The sequence below is a fragment of the Bacillus sp. FSL L8-0193 genome (assembly GCF_037976065.1).
Lineage (GTDB): Bacteria > Bacillota > Bacilli > Bacillales > Bacillaceae > Bacillus > Bacillus paralicheniformis.
On sequence record NZ_CP150261.1, the window covers coordinates 1,942,004 to 1,963,995 of the forward strand.

The following is a 21,992-nucleotide window of genomic DNA, read 5'->3' on the forward strand; positions in this document are numbered from 1 at the left end:
AAAAGCTGATCTGAAAGGAATGAAGACACCTTTTCGGATCAGCTTTTTAAATACTCATATGGTAAAAAGAGGATAATCGCTTTCGGGAGAGAATGTAAACATAACCGGTTTGATCTTTTAAGCCGGCGGGTACATAACAGATTAGCAAGTAAAGGAGGACAAATCATATGAAAAACAAAAAAGCGTTTTGGGGACCTTTTCTGTTCGGTGTGGGTATCATCGCCATGATCGATGGCATTGTTTTTCACCAATTGCTTCAATGGCACAGCGTGTACATGGACACAGACCGCTCTCACCAAATTATGAGCGACGGACTGTTCCATCTGTTTTCGCTCGTCATTCTTTTTATCGGCGGGATCCTGTTGTGGAACAGAGGTGACTTGAGCAGCAGCCGGCCGCAACACATCTTTTGGGGAGCCTCTTTGTTAGGAGCGGGCTGGTTTAATTTCCTCGAGGGCATCATCAATCATCATCTTCTTCAGATTCACCACGTCAACCCGCTAAGCCCGAACCGCCTCTTATTCGACCTAGCCTATGACGCATCAGGCCTTTTGATCATTCTGGCCGGATGGCTGATCTACAGAAAAGGCAAACAGAAATGAAAAATTGGTTTGACTCGCACAATTATTTCTCGGGAAAGCGCAGGTTTCAACAAGACCTGCCCTGTTTTTGTCAAAATTTGAAGAAATAAAAAACTCCATTTTAAAAATTGATATGATCAGTGACCGCCGCTTGAAGAATTCGTTTTATGTAACAAGTTTTTAAAGCTCGGCAAAGTGCAACTGTTCACTTCAAGCAAAAAGGGGATTCACATATTCAATGGAAAAAGGTGTTTATATCGTTTGACTGCCATCTTTTAATAGGAGGTTTACATATAAAATGTTAAGTGTGCTGCTGCCTAATTTGCTTATCCTTTCTGTATCATTTTATTTTTATGTTACATGATCGTATTGGTAAAGGAAAACAAGATAAATCGCAAACAAAACGAGGAAACTCAACAGTTGCTTAGGGAGATATTAAAGGAAGTGAAAAGCAAAGATTTAGAGCGGAAATAAAAGATATTATATTATTTATGAGCGCAGTCCTTAATTTAAAAGCGATTAATAAACCTAAAAAAGTGTAATGCATTAACATCGGATCGAATAGACCCCTGATTGGCGAACTGCGATTAGGGGCTATTTCGCATGATGAAGCATCAATTCATAATTGGAAATGAAAACACGAAAATTCAAAGATGCTCTCATAAGCAAATAAAAATTTTTAGGTGTTTTGAAGCGGATTTTAAGCTCCCTGCGAAGAGAAAACTGGAAAGATTATAAAACAAGTACCCCTAATCCCTTTAAATAAAAATTACCTTAATTATTCCAAATTGTCATTGACATAATCCGGGAATAGGATATCCTTAAAGACAAACTTGCTGTAAGAATGAGGGATTTATGGTAAGGGGGATCTTTCAAAAATGAATAGTAATACTGTGTGGCAAAAAAACTTCACCTTTCTGTTTTGCTCTAAGATGATAAAGATAACGGCCGATTCTTTGGCATTTAACACAATCCTGTGGTTTCTTATTTTAGATGGAAAAGGGGCTATCGGGACAGCTTTTTTAATAGCTGTAAGTTTTCTTCCTCAAGCTATTTTGGGGCCAATCATTACTCCTTTGATGAAAACGGATAAATTAAAATTTTGGATGTTCTTTTCAGACTTAACTAGGGCATTCATAATGTTGATTATCCCGGTTTTCTATTTTAATGGTTTTTCTCCTTTGACGTTTATCATATTGCTTATGCTTTTGCATTCCGCAACGGGAGCCTCATATGATCCTGCTTCTGTTTCTTTAATTCCGAAAATTGTGAAAGAGGATATTATTCAAAAGGCAAATGCGACAATACAATCCGCAGGTCAAGCAATAAAACTAGGAGCAGTTACACTATGCGGTGTTTTAATTGTATTGATCGGCGCAGCTCCTACAATGCTTCTGATATTACCTCTCTATGTAATGTCAGCTATTTTGGTCTTATTCATTCAATATGGTGGGAGTGAGGCGGAAGAGAATGCGAGAGCAATTCAATCGCGAGAGCCATATTTGAAGAAGTTAAGAAGGGGATTTACGCTTGTAAGACGTCATCATATTTTGTTTCCATTAGCGATTTTCTGTGTGTTTTTGAACTTAGGATCGGCACCATGGGAAGCACTTGCAGCAGTCTATATAGCGGAAGATTTAAACCAGGGGGCAATCATTCATTCTATAGTGAGAGTTCTAACTACCGGCGGAGCATTTTTAATGGGTTTCATACTGACTAGAGTGAGAGTAAATCGTTATGGATTGTTGTTTGTTGCCGCTGGCATTGTAGAAGGAACAGCTTTTTTCATTACAGGTATCAATTCGCTTTTAATATTGGTGTTTGCAGCAGCTTTTATCTTAGGAGCAACAATTAGTGCAATAAATGTTCCGGAACATACGATCATTCAAATTTCGGTAAATGATGAGGATCAGCCGCAGGTATATGCTGTCATCAGTATGATTTCATATGTGATGATTCCTGTCGGTGCTTTAGCGGCGGGGTATGCTGCGACTGTTTTTGGGGCAGGAAAAGTCATTGCTTTTGGAGGGGTAGTCGAAATACTTGCAGGACTTGGTATCCTAGCTTTCACAAAACTAGGAAAATCTCAACGATCCGATTTATCAAAGGCCAAAAAAGATAGCTTTGAGCTATAACAATATTAGTGAGTTCAATTTTCGGCATAACAATTATAGACATTTTTCGTTCTTAACATTCAGATAATTCGATATAATAGAATAAATTCTGTTGTTTATTGGAATATTCAATGAAGGTAATGTCGATCTTACATCAAAAAGGGATTGAATGTTACAGAGATAAAATATTCACATAGAGAGGGGTTTATTAAATGTCTACTGAGAGTGTTATTCCTTATGATCTAGTAGCAACGAAGATGAACTATTGGTATAACTGTATAAAAAATAATAGAAGCGCTGCTGCTGAAAAAGCAAAAACTGAAGTTGAACAAGAAATAACAGTAATGGAAGAAAACCAAGATGCTCTTGTTTACTTTTCACTGTTGGATTTTCGTCATCAGCTTATGCTGGAAGAACTTCATCCAAACGCTGACTTAAAGATAGACAAACATTATCAAGAGTTGAAAGAAACAAGAGGATGTCAAGACCTTAACGGAATGCTTGAATATTATTATCACTTTTTTATGGGGATGTACTATTTCAGACAAAAAGAACTCGTATTCTCATTGAATTGCTATAGAAAGGCTGAATTGGAAATAGAAGCGATTGAAGGAGATAGTACAGAAAAGGCTGAGTTCTATTTTAAAATGGCTGAGGTATATTATCACATGAAGCAAACATATTTCTCTATGAATTATGCTAAGCGTGCTTACGCTATTTATAAACAAGAGCCAGCTTACGGTAACAGACGTGTACATTGTCAGTTTGTTATAGCAGGTAACTGGCTAGACAATATGCATATGGAAGAGGCCATGAAGCATTTCAAACAAGCACTAGAGGATGCAGAGAAATTTGGCGAAAATTATTTGATCAGAAAAGCACTGTTTAACATTGGAGTATGTTATACTAACCTTGAAGAATTTGATAAATCATCCGAATTTTATCTAAAATCCCTAGATATTCTTGAACCGAAAAATGATGAATTTACGGCAAGAGCTTTATACCTTTTGGCTTACACAAAAGCAAGGCAAAATGATCTGAGGTCGTCAAAAAAATTCTATGAGAAATCATTAAAGCTAGCTCAGCAAAACAATATTGCAGAAACCTTGGCGACACTGAAGATCGTTAAAGGAATTTACTTAGATTCCGATTTGGACCTTGTAAGAGAAGCCTTCGAGTTTTTCGAAGAAAAAAAGCTATATCCTGATATGGAATGGTATGGAGTGTGTATAGGTGACACTTTAACTGAACAAGGTGAAATTCGGGGTGCAAATGAGTTTTATCGTAAAGCAATTGAAGCACGAAAACAAATTCGAAGGGGAGATTTTCTAAATGAAATCTAAACTATTGATTTGTGCAGTTTTATTGCTGGGTTTCACAGGAGTTGCTGCTTCTTCGTATATTCATACGGAAAATGACAGTTATGATGTTGCGATTAGAATTGAAACTTGAAGTTAAATCATAAGGTTTTAAGATAACCCTCTCTCTGTTTCTTGCAATATTAACAGAGGGAGGGTTATTAATCTCACTAACATTTCTTCGAATAATTGGCGAATCGCATTTCGACTTCCTGCTCCCACAACATATACGCGCACCAATACTTTGACTTAACATAGGCTAATCTGTAATAAAGTTTATGGTTGTGAAAATAAGGGGTGAGGAACAGCACCTCATATGTTGCTGCTTATCTTCCAAAGAGAGTGCGGTCTTTTTAGTCGCACAGATCTATGGAGCGCTATTAAAAGCAATAAACTCCGTCAATACCTCCTTTAAGTCTCATTGATTAAGGAAATACAGTTCAGAGAAATACCATCTTTTCATGAACCTCCTCAAATATTTTTAATACTTTTCGGTTTTTCCTCTGCAATTTCAAAATTTTCTTTCGCAGGTTCATCTTGAACTTGCTCCATTGAGCTTTTTTAATAATCCAGTCACCGCAATGTTCACTATAAAAATACTTAGATTAAATTGTGATTCACTTTTGTTGCCTGTGCTACCTAACGATAAGCTCCCTGTAAAAGATTCAATATGTCACCATTCATCTAGACGACATTGCCTCACAAATATAGAAAATTTAAAAAGAGGAGATGAAGAAAAGGAAACATCTTCATATTGAAAAATTGTAAAAATGTGTATTATTTTTGAATTATTTTTCAATTCTACACCATTTGACAATTTTTTCATCCTTTTGGTGTTAAGCTCAAGGTGTCTATTAAATGGACAAGCATTTAATAGTTAAACAAAACGAAAAGGGGATGTGTTTATGTTTAAAAACAAACTCAAAAAAGTAGCGGGAGCGGTTGCAGTTGCTGGGGCTCTGTTGGTATCCGGATTACCTGCAAGTGCTGCGCCGGATTTAACTCCGATTCGAGACAAGTATCCAGACGCCTATCAATTCCAATGGAATGGCAACAATACTGTAACTGTTTTCTTTAGAGACAGCCAAGGTAAATCTTATCATGAAACATATACATGTGTTACGGTTATACAAGGAACTTGCTACGTGTATAAGTAAACCGTAAGACAAAATTCTGTCTCAATCGTTTGTATTCTTATTCTTTCTGAGACAGAATTTTTTTCATTAACCAAATCAGTTACTTTCACCTCTCTGTGTCCAAATCCTCTTTATTTATGCCCCTCTCGTTGATCAATGAAAACAAAGCTGGAACAGTTTTCAGCGGCACCATCAGAATATGCTGCTTGCGCCAATATGAGTTTTTCACAGTTTACAGGGGAGAGCTGAACAGCGGCCGCAGCACACCTTCAGACTGACTGGCCTAAGGGTCTTATCTAGCGAATAATGTCGGAGACGCTCTCATAGCATCATTATTGAAAAATAAGTCTGTTTCATGTGGTAATCGATTGATTCCAGATATTTCTGAAGTGAGAGTGTCAATGAAATGGAACATTCCTATCAAAGTCCCGGCATTCCTGTAAGTTTTTAGCTCACCATCGTTTTTCACAAGTTATCATTCATTAATGTCTAAACGCGAGTAGATTCGTATAGTAAGACATCATGGGTTTCTTCCATGACTTTTATTTCTTGCGTAACCACTAAGCGGCTGATTTACATCATCAATAGGCAAAGCTATAAGTTTTGCAGAACCTTTCTTGCACCTAAAAACAGCCATGAACAAAGAACAAACGGCATTGTTAGGGCAGGGAGTCCATATGGCAAAAGATAAGTGCTGAGTCCCGCTGTTATAGGCACTGTCAGACAAGCTGAAATGATCCCTGACAAAAATGAAAACCGGTTATGTTCACTTTTAAAAATGGCAGATACGGCCAGGATTGTTAAAATTGCATTATACCCGTAAAGACCCAATGTGATGAGAGAACGCTCTCCTCCTAAAAGGAATGCAATGATGATGGCAACTGCATTTCCGATAACTGCATAAAGTCCCAGTTTTCTTCCTGCCCAAAATACGGCGAGAAAAATTAAAATCCCGGATACTGTGTTATTCAGAAAAAATACTTGTCCAATTCCATGAAAGACCCCGTCTACTAAATTGACTCCCCCTGCTGTCTTTAGTTCCCAGTGTGTTAAATCCTGAGGTATCAGGGCAGAGCTTAATTTAACCCCATTTAATTTGTATGAAGCCAGCAATATAAACCATGTCAGGATAACAAAGGGGAATGTAAGAATTGGAACTTCGGTTCTTTTCGTAAAATGCATCATGGCGGCTGTAAAAATGGCTGCTAAGGCTGATCCAATTAAAGCGACAAGCCACATGTAAGGGCCAGTTAAGAATGATGCCAATGCCATTCCTGTTAACACAGAATTATATCCTAATAGACCCTCATTTATAATCTTTTCATCTGCCGCTCCCAATTTCCCTGCTAAAGTACCGATAATAGCGGACAACAAAGCGATTATACCTAAATAATAGGAAAAAATAGTAATGGCTATAAGGGTTAGAAAGCCGGTCATAACATTCTCAATCAGGATGACTTGAGAGATGCCTTTGAGAGAAGCTGTTATTAAACGGGAAAACACCGCCTCGCTTAATAAATGATGTTTGTTTTTTCGCATAATGAATATTCTCCTTTCTTTTCAAGGTTATATATCTTCAGTGTATCATATATAAATTTTTGAATATATAAATTGACATATATGTAAAAAATGATATACATTTAAAACAGAAGCAGGGGAATCAAATATATTTTCAGTTTTTTAGTTTTTGCGCTTTCAGCTCAGAATGTTAATGAACTGGCTCCCCCTTATATGAATGCTCACCGTTTGGTCGTAATAAAAATACAGGGAGGTTTTGTGATGCAACTATTACCGCGTGAAGTAGACAAGCTTATGATTGTTGTGGCAGCAGATCTTGCGAAGCGACGTAAAGAACGGGGATTAAAATTGAATCACCCGGAAGCAGTAGCCCTGATAACGTATGAAGTGTTGGAAGGAGCACGGGATGGAAAAACAGTTGCGGAGTTGATGGAATATGGAACAACCATTTTGTCGCGGGAAGATGTAATGGAAGGCATTCCGGAAATGATTGATGATATCCAGGTAGAAGCTACATTTCCAGACGGCACAAAGCTTGTAACTGTACATAGTCCAATTAAATAAAATGGATAGGAGGCTATTGAAATGGAACCGGGGCAACTATTTTTAAAAGAAACGGATATCATTTGTAATGTCGGAAGAGCGGCGTCCAAATTGAATGTAACGAATACAGGTGACCGCCCAGTTCAAGTAGGTTCACATTTTCATTTTTATGAAGCGAATGAAGCGCTTCAATTCAAACGAGAAGAAGCATTTGGAAAGCGACTAAACATTCCGGCAGGAGCAGCTGTGCGTTTTGAGCCCGGGGATGAAAAAGAAGTGGAATTAGTGCCTTACGCCGGCGAACGCCGGGTATACGGATTTAATAATAAAGTGGACGGATCATTGGAAAAAGAGGGGAACCAATCATGAGCTTCAAGATGCCAAGAAAGCAATACGCTGAAATGTACGGCCCGACTACAGGGGACTCTATTCGTCTGGCAGATACAGATTTGCTCATCGAAATTGAGAAAGACTACACGGCATATGGAGATGAAGTGGTATTCGGCGGCGGTAAAGTTATTCGTGATGGAATGGGACAACACCCTTTAGTTACACGTGGAGAGGGAATAGCAGATGTTGTCATTACGAATGCTGTTGTCTTAGATTACACTGGTATTTATAAAGCGGACATTGGAATTCGTGATGGCAAAATCGCTGGAATCGGGAAAGCAGGTAATCCGCTAATCATGGACAATGTGGATATTGTGATTGGCTCTGGTACAGAAGTTATTGCTGCTGAAGGTATGATTGTAACTGCGGGCGGAATTGACACTCACGTCCATTTTATTAATCCGGAGCAAATCAGAACAGCATTAGCTTCAGGTCTTACCACCCTAATTGGAGGAGGAACAGGCCCTGCTGCAGGATCAAAGGCTACCACGGTTACACCGGGCGAGTGGCATATGCACCGAATGCTTGAAGCGGCAGAGGGCATGCCGATTAATGTTGGGTTTACAGGAAAAGGACAAGCCGCTTCAGAAGCTCCGCTGGTAGAGCAAATACGCGCCGGCGCCATTGGACTGAAAGTTCATGAGGACTGGGGCGCTACAGCTTCAGTTATCGATCATGCGCTAAGTGTGGCTGACAAATATGATGTTCAGGTTGCCCTTCACGCGGATACATTAAACGAAGGCGGATTTATGGAAAATACAATGGCAGCTATTAAAAATCGCGTCATTCATATGTACCATACAGAGGGTGCAGGGGGAGGACATGCTCCTGACTTAATTAAATCGGCCAGCTTTAACAATGTTCTGCCGTCATCTACGAACCCGACATTACCTTATACAGTCAATACGGTAGATGAGCACTTAGATATGTTAATGGTCTGTCACCACTTGAATCCATCTATTCCGGAAGATTTGGCGTTTGCTGACTCACGTATCAGACGCGAAACGATTGCAGCTGAGGATATTCTCCAGGATATGGGTGTATTCAGTATGACTAGTTCGGATGCCCAAGCGATGGGACGGATTGGAGAAGTCATTTTACGTACATGGCAAGTAGCCGATAAGATGAAAAAACAAAGAGGAACAATGGCGGGCGACAGCGAGCTTTCGGACAACAACCGCGTAAAACGTTATATTGCCAAATATACAATTAATCCTGCCATTACTCATGGTATTTCCGAATATGTCGGTTCTATCGAGAGAGGGAAGATGGCCGATCTCGTTGTCTGGAATCCAGCATTTTTCGGTGTGAAGCCTGAAATGGTGATGAAAAGCGGCTTTGTTGCAGAGAGCTTAATGGGAGATGCTAACGCCTCTATCCCGACACCGCAGCCTGTTATTTACCGTCCGATGTATGGGCAGTTTGGCAAGGCGTTGTCCAGCACTTCCATTACGTTTATTTCCCAGGCAGCTTTCGATGACAAAGTGCATGAGAAGCTTGGGTTGCAAAAAATCATTCTTCCGGTTCGCGGCATTCGCAAACTAACGAAAAAAGATATGAAGCTGAATTGCGAAACTCCTGAAATAACGGTCGATCCACAAACATATGAAGTAAAAGTAAATGGCCAATTAATTACATGTGACCCTGTTGATAAGGTGCCAATGGGTCAACGATATTTCCTATTCTGAGGTGAGAGTCATGATTATTGAACAAATCGTAACAAATCTTGAAAACATGGAAAAAGAGGAAATTGAAAAACGCCATATTGAAAAAGTTTACCTTGAAAGTGCTTATTTAGTAAAACGAATCCAACGGGTGAAAACAGATCATGGCAACGAAATTGGAATACGCTTAAAAGAAGCGCGTGACCTTGTCGCTGGTGATGTTTTGTATATGAACGATAAAAATATGGTCGTCATCGATGTACTGTCCGATGATTTATTAGTTATCAAACCGCGCACCTTAAATGAAATGGGAACGATCGCTCATCAATTAGGAAATCGCCACCTGCCGGCGCAGTTTGAAGAGGACGAAATGCTTGTTCAATATGATTATCTTGTAGAAGAGTTACTTCAAGACCTGCAAATTCCATATAAACGTGAAGACCGAAAAGTAAAACAGGCTTTCCGCCATATCGGTCATAGCCATGATTAATATTTTATCTTTACTCCAACTATGTGATTCAAATTTCCCTATAGGGGCTTTTAGTCATTCGTATGGTCTTGAGACCTATATTCAAGAAGATAAAGTCCATGATCAAGCAACGTTCGTACAATGGCTTCATACGTATGTAAACGAGCAGTTCATCTATTCAGATGGGTTGGCTTCCCGTCTTGTATATGAAGCTTTAGAGAACGAAGATTTACAAACAGTATGGAAATTAGATCGCATGTTGACTGTTCAAAGTTTGCCGCGTGAAACAAGAGAAGGAACCCAAAGGATGGGCGAGCGGATGTTAAATCTTATTGAATCCCTATATGATATACCCATTCTTTCAACATATCGGGAGCGTATAGATCAAAAGCAATCGTTTGGACATCCCTCCATTGTATTTACGATTGTAGGTCATCATCTTGGTGTCCCTTCCTCAACGACTACACTGTACTATTTGTATTCAGCAGTCTCAAATCTTGTTCAAAATGCGGTACGGGCTGTCCCTCTAGGGCAAGTGGCAGGTCAAAAGACAATTCAAGAATTTCAGACTGTTTTAATCGAAGCAACAGAAAAAATTCAAAGTTTAAATGAAGAAGAATTCGGGATTGTTTCTCCCGGTTTAGAATTATCTCAAATGATGCACGAGCGTGTAAATATTCGTATTTTCATGTCTTAATAAAAAAGGAAGTGTTAGGTATGAAACCAATTAGGATCGGTGTAGGAGGACCTGTAGGAGCAGGGAAAACGATGTTAGTCGAAAAATTAACCCGGCATTTGCAAGATGAAATGAGTATGGCAGTTGTGACAAACGACATTTATACAAAAGAAGATGCCAAGTTTTTAATGAACAACGGGGTGCTTCCCGCAGATCGGATTATAGGTGTGGAAACAGGCGGCTGCCCTCATACGGCAATACGCGAAGACGCATCAATGAACTTTGCAGCCATTGATGAGCTAGTGAAGAAGAATCCAGACGTTGAACTTATTTTCGTTGAAAGCGGCGGAGATAATCTGGCAGCTACATTCAGCCCTGAACTTGTTGACTTTTCAATCTATATTATTGATGTGGCCCAAGGGGAGAAAATACCGCGAAAAGGCGGTCAAGGAATGATTAAATCTGATTTGTTTATCATCAATAAAACAGATTTAGCGCCTTTCGTTGGAGCAAATCTGGACGTTATGGCATCTGATACGAAGGTTTTCCGCGGAGACAAGCCGTTCGCTTTTACAAATTTAAAAACGAATGAAGGTCTTGATCAAGTCATTGATTGGATTAAGGAAAATGCACTATTAAAAGGACTGGAGTAAGATGGGGGACTGGACAGGCGTTTTGCGTTTGAGCGCTGAAGAAAAAAATGGAAAGACCATTGCGAAAAATGTGTATTTTCAGGGGGCGTATAAAGTCATGCGTCCTATTTATCATGATGAATCAGGACAAGCCTGTTATTATATTTTAAACCCCGGCGGCGGTTATTTAGACGGTGATCGCTATCAAATGAAGATTTCACTGGAGAAACAAGCAAGATTAACATTAACAACCCAATCGGCAACTAAAATATATAAGACACCGCATACACATGCATATCAGGAAACGGAATTTAACCTTAAGGAAGGCAGTTATCTTGAGTACATTCCCGATCCGCTTATCGGCTATCAAAATGCACGGTATAAACAAAAAAATATAGTATATATTGAAAAAGGATGTACGTTCCTTTATTCAGATATTGTGACTCCTGGATGGTCTCCTAGTGGAGAAAAATTTACCTATGAGATGCTTCAATTCATTAATGAAATCTATAAGGAAAATGAGCTGGCAGTCTATGACCATATCAAACTATGCCCGGCCAAACAAAATATAGATGGTCTGGGTTTAATGGAAGGCTATTCTCACTTAGGTTCCATGATTGTGATCAATGAACAAGTAGATCATGACCTTCTTGATCGTTTATATCAGGCCGTGGATACTCAGACAAAAGAATATAAAATAGGCATATCTTTATTGCCTGTCCCTGGGTTTTCCGTACGGGTATTAGCAAATCAAACACAGATCATCGAAAGTCTGTTTTCCGAATTTCATCATCTCCTCAACCAAGTATGGTTTAACAAAACCCCGAGTTTTTTAAGAAAATATTAACGGTTAAAAAACCAGCAACTGTTCAATTGTTGGTTTTTTTCAGATTCAAGATAAAAAGGAGCTGTATTTTGGTGGAAGGCACATTATTCTCGGTTTTAATGCTGGCATTAATTTTAGGAATCAAGCATGCGATTGAACCTGACCATGTGATTGCGGTATCGACAATTGCAAGTCAAAGTAAAAAGTTATGGCAAGCTTCTTTAGCGGGCATATTTTGGGGCATTGGCCATACTGTAACATTGTTTATAGTTGGAATCATTGTCATTGTAATGAAGGGGCAAATATCAGAAAAATGGTCGATGTCCTTAGAATTTTTAGTAGGAGTCATGCTTGTTTATTTAGGGGTTAAAACGATTCTTTCTTTCAAGAATAGCCCTGTACATACGCATCAACACAAACATCTCCACACTCATCAAAGCAGCGGCGACCATAAGCGCCGCCATAAAAACGTAACGTACTTAAGATCAACATTCATCGGTTTAGTTCATGGTCTTGCAGGAAGTGGAGCCATGGTCTTATTAACGATAAGTACTGTCAAGAGTGTAGAGGAAGCGGCAATATATATTCTTATATTCGGGGCAGGAACAGTTATTGGTATGCTTTTCTTTACAACAATCATTGGAATTCCCTTTGTGCTGAGTAAGAAGCGAGGGGCAATCAGCGGAACACTAGGGATGACGACGGGTGTAATAAGTGCTGTTTTTGGTGTATACTATATGTATAACTTGGGTATTAATGAGGGTTTATTTAACCTTTGGATTTAAAAATAGTATAAAGTAACCGCCATTTAAAGATTGAGGTGAATGATATAAATACTTTAGGGTATGCCATTCTGAGCGTTCTCGGCAGAAGACCTTGTTCAGGATATGAGTTAGTTCAGTACCTGGAGGTAGTGTGGCCGGCAAAACATAGTCAAATATATCCTTTGCTAAATAAAATGGAACAAGAAGAATTTCTTGAATACGAGCATGTAGAGCAAATAGGGAAACCTGATAAAAAAATATACTCCATTACTGACAAGGGAAAAGAAGCGTTAGAAGATTGGATCGCTGTATCTCCTTCAGATCCAATAAATAGGGACGAATTTCTTATTAAAGTATATTCGATTTGGTTGTTGGAAGAGGAAGATTCTGTAAAACTGATTCAGGATCGAATCAAAAATTTAGAAAAAACAATTGATACCCAATTGAACAAAATGGCGGAGCTAGAAAAAAACAAGGAATCGGATAGCATGTCAAAAAACTTTGGCCGTTATATCTTGATTGATCGCAAATTCAGACTGGCCAAAGAGGAAAAAACATGGTGTCAGAAGGTTTTAAATCTAATAAAAGATAAGAAATTTAATTTTCCCTTTCTGTGTTATGTCAGTGTAGAAGGGATAAATGGAGCGTCACTGCTTATCTAGACAGAAAACGAATATCACGTACATAAAATAAGGCGCCTCAATATAACACAGTGAGAACGCCGCATGTTCACGCCCGCGTTCAAAACTAACGAATGGTGCAGAAAAACGAAACGTGCCATTTTTGTTAAACAAGCGAGGGAACTGCCGGACTGCCCCACAAGATGAGACAAATAAAAAACACCTTCGAGTTTGAAATCGGATCAATCTTATCCGAAATATGACTTGGAGGTGTTTTTAAATGAGAATCGGGTTACATGGTTTGGTGATGGAAACGTGACTGAAGGGGAACTGAAGATGATTTGGGAAAAGACTGACGGAAGCTATATTGAGTACCCTAATAATCACCATGACGCAATAAAGAAAATAAGAAAGAAGAGGGCAGAATGCAATCACGAGTGAAAAACAGACAACACCAATATATAAATAATCCAATAATCAACTTCGTAGATAAATTAATAGAACTCATGAAAAAAGCGCTTTATGGAATTGCTGGCGTTCTTTTGGTTTTTGTAGTAATGGCAGCTCTATACGTGATTGGGAGTGGAGGAGACGATAAAGCAGGGGATGAATTACGGCTCGGACAGTCTATTACAGGTGCTAATTCTATTGAGAATTTAGAGAAAAACTCCGGTAATTTATTCAACGTTGAAGGGGAGACAATTACTATTTCAAAGCATCAAAGAATAAAAATTATAAAAATTTTAGAAGAAGATAACTTGGCATTAATAGAAGTATTAAGCGGGTCTAATAAGGGCACTCAATGGTGGGTAAAAAAATCATCTATTAGAAGAGAGTATAAATCACGATCTTCGAAAAAGTAGGAAAATAAATATGAAGGCTTTTAATGAATATGCAAAAGGATATTTTGATGCTGAATTATATAGCGCTTAACATGAACTTGAAACACTAGTCAGTATCAGAGAGAGACTAACGGAAACTTTGGGGAAGATAGCATTCTAGTGAAGGGAATTATTTTATTTTTTGGAGGTTATAAATGTACTTTATATCAGGATTCATGTCGTGTTTGCTGGGGCTATCAATGTTATTTTCTGTACAGTTGTTATCTGTTGCTTTTCCTAATTATGTGATTGATGGGATTAGTGATGAAGAGACTTCAGCTTATTTTCAATCATCTGTGTTATTTTATCCTGTATTGTTAATGATCTTAGGTGTAATATTAATTATTGTTCATTTTCGAACAAAAAAGTGAGATTTTGAATAAAAATTACGGTTTTATTCTGAGCAAAGAGAGATGTGAAAATGGTAAATGTCTTAACAAATGTCTTAAAAAATGACAGATTGGATGCATATCCATTATTTAAAAAGTTTTGTTTCCTCAAAGAAAAAGGGTTGCGAAAGGAATCCTTTAAAGCATTGTCCGCCTTTATTGATGAAGCAAAGACGTGGGATAATAATGTACAACAGCATTTTGCCAGTTGGCTATTTGCCTTATTTGAAGAATCAGATAATATTCATCATATACTCGTTTATCCTTTGGAGGAGGAACTTTTGAAGCCTTTACTTGAGAGATGGATGAAGAGTAATCCCGAAGATTCAAGACCATATAGATGGTATGGCGTGTTTTTAAATACTGAAAAACGTGTCGATTACTTAAACAACGCACTTAGACGTGGTGGCAGCAATGAACAATTATCCCTATTAACGCTAATCGATATTTATTTGAATGCTCTTTGGTATTCATTTCATCATATATCTGAAGATTTATATCTTGGCGATATTAAAGAAGATACAGTACTTCTTGCTAAGTCCCGGCAGTTAAATAACAAAGTAGAATGTGAACAAACAAGAAAAAACAATAACGAAGCACTTAACTATTATCAAGATCTATTGAATGACTGGGTGATGTTTAAAGAAGGGCAATCAAAAGGATTTGTTGAATGGTGTGAAAATAAGGGTAGAAACTATTATTGGGTCAAAGCTTATTATTATGAAAAATAACTATATTAAAGCGAAAGAGCCTAGTCGGGGTTTATCACTGTTAACGTATTCCTACAGCTGGTTCAGTACATCAACATGTCAACCCGTTAAGCATTTACCAAAAAGGCAAACAGAAATAAAAAATTGGTTTGTCCGCACAGCTTACCTGAATACAATAAGAAATAAAGTATTTCTCGGGAAAGCGCAGGTTTCAACAAGACCTGCCCCGTCCTTCTCAAAAAACATCGGAATGCGCAGTCATGTGGGCGTCTGTCACGGCTTAAGCGCGCCATGAATAGGATATAAAGAGAGAATGGTGAGGTGAGTGTGTTGGAAAGGGCTGTTACTTATAAAAACAACGGACAAATCAATATCATACTGAACGGTCAAAAGCAGGTTTTGGCCAATTCAGAGGCTGAAGCCGAATATCAGGCCGCACTGCAAAAAAATGAAGCCAAACACAGCATTCTGAAGGAAATTGAAAGGGAAATGAACACGCTGGTCGGGATGGAGGAAATGAAGCGCAATATTAAGGAAATCTACGCCTGGATTTTCGTCAATAAAAAGCGCGAAGAACAAGGCCTTAAAGCCGGAAAACAGGCGCTACACATGATGTTCAAAGGAAACCCGGGAACCGGAAAAACGACCGTCGCCAGGCTGATCGGCAGGCTTTTTTACGAAATGAATGTTCTCTCAAAAGGCCATCTGATCGAGGCGGAGCGCGCCGATCTTGTCGGTGAGTACATCGGTCATACGGCGCAAAAAACGAGGGATTTAATCAAAAAAGCGATGGGCGGAATCCTGTTCATTGATGAAGCCTATTCCCTTGCCAGAGGCGGAGAGAAAGACTTCGGCAAGGAGGCAATCGATACATTAGTCAAACATATGGAAGATAAGCGGAACGAATTTATTTTAATCCTCGCCGGATATTCGCGGGAAATGGATCATTTTCTTTCATTAAATCCAGGCCTTCAGTCAAGGTTTCCAATCAGCATCGATTTTCCCGATTACTCAGTCAGCCAGCTGATGGACATTGCGAAACGGATGATGGCGGAAAGGGAATATCAGTTCAGCCCTGAGGCCGAGTGGAAGTTGAAAGATCATCTGATGGCCGTCAAAAGCACGGTCAGCCCCGCGAAGTTCAGCAACGGCCGCTTCGTCCGCAACCTGATCGAAAAATCCATCCGGTCGCAGGCGATGAGACTGCTGATGGGAGACTGCTATTTAAAGAATGACCTGATAACCATTAAAAGCCAGGATCTCGACTTGAAGGAAGACGCGCCGCACGTATAATGGCGCGTTCTTTTTTTATTTTCGAGGATTTCTGGCAACCGTTCCCTTCGTTTGTTATGATAGTACTGCTTAATTGACTAACGTTAAGAAAGGAACATGATCATTTGAACGGACAGGACGTCATGAAAGAGAAAGCCATATTAGTCGGATGCCAGCTTCCGCACGTATCTGATGAGCGTTTTTCATACTCGATGGAAGAGCTCGCCGCGCTGACGAAAACGGCCGATGGAACGGTTGTTTCCACGGTCACGCAGAAGCGGAACCGTGTCGATGCTGCTACATATATCGGAAAAGGAAAAGTAGATGAATTGGCGGTGCTCTGTGAAGAGCTGTCGCCCGATGTTTTAATTTTTAATGATGAATTGTCGCCGAGCCAGCTGAAAGCGCTTGTCACAACGCTTGACGTGAAAATTATCGATAGGACGCAGTTGATCCTCGATATTTTCGCCAAACGCGCGCGGACAAGGGAAGGAAAGCTGCAAATTGAGCTGGCGCAGCTGCAATACGCCCTCCCGCGGTTAAGCGGCCAGGGAATCAACCTGTCAAGGCAAGGCGGCGGAATCGGAACAAGAGGTCCCGGAGAGACAAAGCTGGAAACCGACCGGCGCCATATCAGAAACCGGATTCATGAAATCAATGTTCAGCTGTCTACCGTCATTCGCCACAGAAGCAGATACAGAGAAAGAAGAAAGAAAAACGGCGTACTGCAAATCGCGCTCGTCGGCTACACCAATGCAGGGAAATCGACATGGTTTAACAGGCTTACAGACGCCGACAGCTATGAAGAAAACCTGCTGTTTGCCACACTTGACCCAATGACCCGCAAAATGACGCTTCCGAGCGGATACAGCGTGCTGCTCTCAGATACGGTCGGGTTTATTCAGGATCTGCCGACGACTTTGATCGCGGCTTTCAGATCGACGCTCGAAGAAGTAAAAGAAGCCGATCTGATTCTTCATATGATCGATTCTTCACACGAAGACTACGAAGGCCACGAAGCGACGGTCAAGCGCCTTCTTGAAGAACTTGAAGCCGACGATATTCCCGTTTTAACCGTCTATAACAAAAGAGACCGGAAGCGGCCGGATTTCATCCCTTCTTCAGGGAGAGGGCATATCATGACGAGCGCCAAAATAGACGGGGACCTGCCGCTGTTTAAGCAGGCGGTTGAAGACTATCTGAAAAGGGAGCTGCTCGTTCCGTATGACGTAAGGATTCCTGCTTCAGAAGGAAGGCTCTTGTCGAGAATCAAGTCTGAGACAATGGCGAACAGCACCATTTTTGACGAAGATCGCGAAGCATATGAAGTGAATGGATATATTCTCCCTGACCAAAATATTTTGGGAGAGCTGAAGAAGTATATGTAGGAAAGGACACTGCAGAACATGTTTGAGACATTAAAACACGGAGATCTACTAAAGAAAACGGCGGTAGAGGCTGAAGCCGATATCGCTCAAATCCATAAAACAATTGATGAAATCAGTGAACGAAATGAGTGGAGGGTGCTTGAAAGCTACAGAAAGCACAAAGTATCGGATACGCATTTCACACCATCGACTGGCTACGGCTACGATGACATCGGCCGCGATACGCTGGAAAAAGTCTATGCCGACGTCTTCGGCGGTGAAGCGGCCCTTGTCAGGCCGCAGATCATCTCGGGAACCCATGCGATATCAATTGCTTTATTCGGCGTTCTCCGCCCGGGAGATGAACTTCTTTACATCACAGGCAAACCGTACGATACCCTCGAAGAGATCGTCGGCGTCAGAGGTGAGGAAAACTCGGGGTCTTTGAAAGATTTCCAGATCGGATACAGCCATGTCGAGCTGACTGAAGAAGGAGCCGTTGATTTTGACCGCGTGGCAGCTTCCGTCACACCGCAGACAAAAGTTGTCGGAATCCAGCGCTCAAAAGGATACGCAGACCGTCCGTCTTTTACAATTGATGAGATTGAGAAGATGATTCGCTTTGTTAAAGAAGTAAACGAGAACATCATCGTTTTCGTCGACAACTGCTACGGCGAATTTGTAGAAGAGCGTGAGCCGTGCCATGTTGGAGCGGATCTGATGGCAGGCTCGCTGATTAAAAACCCGGGAGGCGGCCTCGCTAAAACAGGCGGCTATATCACCGGCAAGGAAAAATGGGTGAAAGCCTGCTCCTACAGAATGACGTCACCTGGAATCGGAAGTGAAGCCGGTGCGTCGTTGTACACCCTTCAGGAGATGTACCAGGGCTTTTTCCTTGCGCCGCATGTCGTCTCCCAGGCATTAAAAGGAGCCGTGTTCACAGCCCGTTTTCTTGAAAAGCTCGGCTTTAGGACGAATCCTTCGTGGGACAGCAAGCGGACCGATTTGATCCAGTCTGTCGAATTTTCCAACCCGGAGCAGATGATCGCGTTTTGTCAGGCCATTCAGTACGCTTCTCCTGTCAACGCCCATGTGACACCATATCCGAGCTATATGCCGGGCTATGAAGACGATGTCATTATGGCGGCCGGCACTTTTGTACAGGGAGCAAGCATTGAACTATCAGCGGATGGCCCTATAAGACCGCCTTATGTGGCATATGTCCAAGGCGGATTAACCTATTCCCATGTGAAGAATGCGATATGCAGTGCTGTGGATGCGCTCATGAAGCAGGGGTTAATGTAAAGAAAATAAAGAATATTTTCATGTAAAGAATCCTTACATCGTGTTGACACATTATATAACATCACATATAATAAATTTATATAAGAAAAGGAGGAAATTGAGATGAGTGATAAAATTCGCCGCTCAATGCCCTTATTTCCGATAGGTATCGTCATGCAGCTGACCGAACTGTCCGCAAGACAAATTCGGTATTATGAGGAAAATGGACTGGTATTTCCTGCAAGAAGTGAAGGGAACAGACGTTTATTTTCATTCCATGATGTAGATAAGCTGCTCGAAATTAAAGATTTGATCGAACAAGGTGTAAACATGGCGGGGATCAAACAAATTTTCGCCAAAACAGAAAACGAACAAAAAGAAGACAAACAAGACAAGCCGAAAAAAGCAGAGAAACACAACTTGTCGGATGAAGAACTGAGAAAACTGCTGAAAAACGAGCTTATCCAAGCAGGCCGTTTCCAAAGAGGGACGACATTCCGCCAGGGAGACATGTCCAGGTTTTTTCATTAATTTGTTAGCAACTGCATTGCTATATACATTTACCTTTTAGAGGAGGAGTTTTACGAATGGCAAAGTATACAAGAGACGATATTGTTAAACTAGTAAATGAGGAGAATGTAAAATATATTCGCCTTCAGTTTACAGACATTCTTGGAACGATTAAAAACGTTGAAATTCCTGTGAGCCAGCTGGAAAAAGCACTTGATAATAAGGTTATGTTCGACGGCTCTTCAATCGAAGGATTCGTCCGCATTGAAGAATCCGATATGTACTTGTACCCTGATTTAGATACATTTGTGATTTTCCCGTGGACCGCCGAAAAAGGTAAAGTAGCCCGCTTCATCTGCGATATTTATAATCCGGACGGCACGCCGTTTCAAGGCGATCCGCGCAACAACTTGAAGCGCATTTTGAAAGAAATGGAAGATATGGGCTTCTCAGATTTCAATCTTGGACCAGAGCCGGAATTCTTCCTGTTCAAGCTTGACGAAAAAGGCGAGCCTACCCTTGAACTGAACGACAAAGGCGGATACTTCGACCTTGCGCCGACTGACCTTGGCGAAAACTGCCGCCGCGACATCGTACTTGAGCTCGAAGAAATGGGTTTTGAAATCGAAGCGTCTCACCACGAAGTTGCACCTGGACAGCACGAGATCGACTTTAAATACGCTGGAGCCATCCGCGCTTGCGATGATATCCAAACGTTCAAGCTCGTCGTTAAAACAATCGCGCGCAAACACGGCCTGCACGCAACATTCATGCCAAAACCGTTGTTCGGCGTAAACGGATCAGGCATGCACTGCAATCTATCACTCTTCCGAAACGGCGCCAACGCCTTCTTTGACAAAGACACTGACCTTCAGCTGAGTGAAACGGCAAAGCAATTCATCGCCGGCATCGTCAAGCACGCAACAAGCTTTACAGCTGTGACAAACCCGACTGTCAACTCTTACAAGCGCCTAGTTCCAGGCTATGAAGCACCTTGCTATGTGGCATGGAGCGCGCAAAACAGAAGCCCATTGATCCGTATCCCGGCTTCCCGCGGCATCAGCACGCGCGTAGAAGTCAGAAGCGTAGACCCTTCTGCGAACCCGTACCTTGCTTTGAGCGTACTTCTTGCAGCAGGACTTGACGGCATCAAAAACAAGCTCGAAGCACCGGCTCCGATCGACCGCAACATCTATGTGATGACAAAAGAAGAGCGCCTCGAAAACGGAATCGTCGACCTTCCTGCGACACTCGCAGACGCTCTCGAAGAATTCAAATCAAACGAAGTCATGGTCAAAGCCCTCGGCGACCATCTATTCGAACACTTCGTCGAAGCAAAAGAAATCGAATGGGATATGTTCCGCACACAAGTCCACCCTTGGGAGCGCGAGCAGTATATGTCTCAGTATTAATCTAGGAATCCCTTGGCACCAGTGGTGTCAGGGGGTTTTTTGTTTTTGTGGGTATTTTTAACATTTTAAGAGGGAACATTAATCACCCACAAAAAATCAATTATCGTGGAGATATACTCTTATATCTATTCATTGAATCCATGTCGATCCTGTCCGGCTCCGTCGGTAAGCGATTCAAGCCATCTGGCGGCATTCAGGAAAAAAGTTAATGCTCTGTTTGGGAATAAAACTGTGTCAAAGACAACATCATCTACGAGCCAGTCAAGCAAATCCACAGGGACCATTCTGGAAAAAAGGGTCGTCCGGTTCCAAGGTCAAGGCACTACAGAAACGTTTGATTGCCGCTGGCTTCTCACTGCCGAAATACGGGGCTGATGGGTCTTACGGAAATGAAACGGTGCAGGTCGTCAAAGCTCTGCAAAAGAAAGCGTGTATCGCGGTGGATGAAATTTACGGACCGGCTACAGAAAAGGCGCTTGTAGCTATTAAAGCGAAAAAGAAAAAGCCTTACTCAAACGGCAAAAAATCATCCTACCCGCTGCCGTCTGGCATCTATAAGGTAAAAAGCCCATTGATGAAAGGCACAGCTGTCCGTCAGATTCAGGAGGCTTTAGCTGCCCTCTATTTCTATCCAGACAAAGGAGCAAAGAATAACGGCATAGATGGTTATTACGGGCCGAAAACGGCGAATGCGGTCAAACGGTTCTAGCTGATGCATGGGCTGTCTGTTGACGGTATTTACGGGCCAAAAACGAAGGCAAAACTCGAATCATTATTGAAGTGAAGACAAGGTCTTCTATCTTGAGGGTCTTCTTATACTAACCTTTTATCAGATAGAAAATTAAAAGTTTGTAAAATTCTTAAAAACAGCGGTTC

Annotated in this window: 21 protein-coding genes and 1 pseudogene; 21 read left to right on the forward strand and 1 reads right to left on the reverse strand. The window is 41.0% G+C overall.

The features are described 5' to 3' along the window. Positions 1 to 167 precede the first annotated feature (167 nt). From MHH76_RS09805 to MHH76_RS09820, 4 genes are all read left to right on the forward strand, one after another. Positions 168 to 602, forward strand: a complete 435-nt coding sequence (locus MHH76_RS09805; RefSeq protein WP_020451523.1) for a DUF2243 domain-containing protein — start codon at positions 168 to 170, stop codon at positions 600 to 602. Positions 603 to 1,459: 857 nt separating this feature from the next. Beyond that, entirely contained in the window at positions 1,460 to 2,716 is a 1,257-nt protein-coding gene (locus MHH76_RS09810; RefSeq protein ID WP_023857637.1) for an MFS transporter, read from the forward strand. A gap of 191 nt (positions 2,717 to 2,907) precedes the next feature. Beyond that, entirely contained in the window at positions 2,908 to 4,038 is a 1,131-nt protein-coding gene (locus MHH76_RS09815; protein WP_023857636.1) for a Rap family tetratricopeptide repeat protein, read from the forward strand. A gap of 920 nt (positions 4,039 to 4,958) precedes the next feature. After that, entirely contained in the window at positions 4,959 to 5,210 is a 252-nt protein-coding gene (locus MHH76_RS09820) for a hypothetical protein (protein WP_020451531.1), read from the forward strand. A 573-nt stretch (positions 5,211 to 5,783) separates the two neighbouring features. Here MHH76_RS09820 and MHH76_RS09825 read toward each other — a convergent pair. Next, positions 5,784 to 6,728: an urea transporter gene (locus tag MHH76_RS09825; RefSeq protein ID WP_043054318.1), complete on the reverse strand. Its 945-nt coding sequence runs from the start codon at positions 6,726 to 6,728 to the stop codon at positions 5,784 to 5,786. Between the two features lie 240 nt (positions 6,729 to 6,968). Between MHH76_RS09825 and MHH76_RS09830 the strand changes: the two genes are divergently transcribed. The 17 genes and pseudogenes from MHH76_RS09830 to MHH76_RS09910 all read left to right on the forward strand — a co-directional run bounded on the left by MHH76_RS09830 (position 6,969) and on the right by MHH76_RS09910 (position 21,900). Further along, complete coding sequence (locus tag MHH76_RS09830; protein ID WP_020451534.1) at positions 6,969 to 7,271, forward strand: urease subunit gamma; 303 nt, start codon at positions 6,969 to 6,971, stop codon at positions 7,269 to 7,271. A 21-nt stretch (positions 7,272 to 7,292) separates the two neighbouring features. Further along, complete coding sequence (ureB, locus tag MHH76_RS09835; protein WP_020451535.1) at positions 7,293 to 7,619, forward strand: urease subunit beta; 327 nt, start codon at positions 7,293 to 7,295, stop codon at positions 7,617 to 7,619. Then, positions 7,616 to 9,328 (forward strand): urease subunit alpha, encoded by a 1,713-nt coding sequence (gene ureC, locus MHH76_RS09840; protein ID WP_039072723.1) that lies wholly within the window; start codon positions 7,616 to 7,618, stop codon positions 9,326 to 9,328. Before ureB ends, ureC begins: the two co-directional genes overlap by 4 nt. Positions 9,329 to 9,338: 10 nt before the next feature. Then, positions 9,339 to 9,794, forward strand: coding sequence for an urease accessory protein UreE (ureE, locus tag MHH76_RS09845; RefSeq protein WP_025811524.1), 456 nt, complete (start codon positions 9,339 to 9,341; stop codon positions 9,792 to 9,794). Beyond that, a complete protein-coding gene (locus tag MHH76_RS09850; protein WP_025811526.1) occupies positions 9,787 to 10,470 on the forward strand; it encodes an urease accessory protein UreF in 684 nt (227 codons plus the stop codon). The genes ureE and MHH76_RS09850 overlap by 8 nt, the downstream gene beginning before the upstream one ends. A gap of 20 nt (positions 10,471 to 10,490) precedes the next feature. After that, positions 10,491 to 11,102 (forward strand): urease accessory protein UreG, encoded by a 612-nt coding sequence (ureG, locus tag MHH76_RS09855; RefSeq protein WP_020451539.1) that lies wholly within the window; start codon positions 10,491 to 10,493, stop codon positions 11,100 to 11,102. A 1-nt stretch (position 11,103) separates the two neighbouring features. Further along, a complete protein-coding gene (locus MHH76_RS09860; protein WP_039072724.1) occupies positions 11,104 to 11,928 on the forward strand; it encodes an urease accessory protein UreD in 825 nt (274 codons plus the stop codon). A gap of 71 nt (positions 11,929 to 11,999) precedes the next feature. Next, positions 12,000 to 12,692 (forward strand): sulfite exporter TauE/SafE family protein, encoded by a 693-nt coding sequence (locus MHH76_RS09865; RefSeq protein ID WP_020451541.1) that lies wholly within the window; start codon positions 12,000 to 12,002, stop codon positions 12,690 to 12,692. Between the two features lie 35 nt (positions 12,693 to 12,727). Next, the gene (locus MHH76_RS09870) at positions 12,728 to 13,333 is read left to right on the forward strand and encodes a PadR family transcriptional regulator (RefSeq protein WP_075213449.1); all 606 of its coding nucleotides are present in this window, start codon (positions 12,728 to 12,730) and stop codon (positions 13,331 to 13,333) included. Positions 13,334 to 13,716: 383 nt separating this feature from the next. After that, entirely contained in the window at positions 13,717 to 14,154 is a 438-nt protein-coding gene (locus MHH76_RS09875; RefSeq protein ID WP_026579677.1) for a hypothetical protein, read from the forward strand. Positions 14,155 to 14,593: 439 nt separating this feature from the next. Beyond that, a complete protein-coding gene (locus MHH76_RS09880) occupies positions 14,594 to 15,292 on the forward strand; it encodes a hypothetical protein (protein ID WP_039072725.1) in 699 nt (232 codons plus the stop codon). A gap of 306 nt (positions 15,293 to 15,598) precedes the next feature. Next, entirely contained in the window at positions 15,599 to 16,564 is a 966-nt protein-coding gene (gene spoVK / locus MHH76_RS09885) for a stage V sporulation protein K (RefSeq protein ID WP_003182136.1), read from the forward strand. A gap of 104 nt (positions 16,565 to 16,668) precedes the next feature. Next, positions 16,669 to 17,931, forward strand: a complete 1,263-nt coding sequence (gene hflX, locus MHH76_RS09890) for a GTPase HflX (protein WP_043054319.1) — start codon at positions 16,669 to 16,671, stop codon at positions 17,929 to 17,931. Between the two features lie 18 nt (positions 17,932 to 17,949). Then, positions 17,950 to 19,215, forward strand: a complete 1,266-nt coding sequence (locus MHH76_RS09895) for an aminotransferase class I/II-fold pyridoxal phosphate-dependent enzyme (protein ID WP_043054320.1) — start codon at positions 17,950 to 17,952, stop codon at positions 19,213 to 19,215. 102 nt (positions 19,216 to 19,317) lie between these two features. Further along, positions 19,318 to 19,725: a MerR family transcriptional regulator gene (locus MHH76_RS09900; protein WP_003182143.1), complete on the forward strand. Its 408-nt coding sequence runs from the start codon at positions 19,318 to 19,320 to the stop codon at positions 19,723 to 19,725. Positions 19,726 to 19,781: 56 nt separating this feature from the next. Beyond that, entirely contained in the window at positions 19,782 to 21,116 is a 1,335-nt protein-coding gene (gene glnA / locus MHH76_RS09905) for a type I glutamate--ammonia ligase (protein ID WP_020451550.1), read from the forward strand. Positions 21,117 to 21,324: 208 nt separating this feature from the next. Then, positions 21,325 to 21,900 (forward strand): annotated as a pseudogene (locus MHH76_RS09910) (peptidoglycan-binding protein). The last annotated feature ends 92 nt before the right edge of the window (positions 21,901 to 21,992 follow it).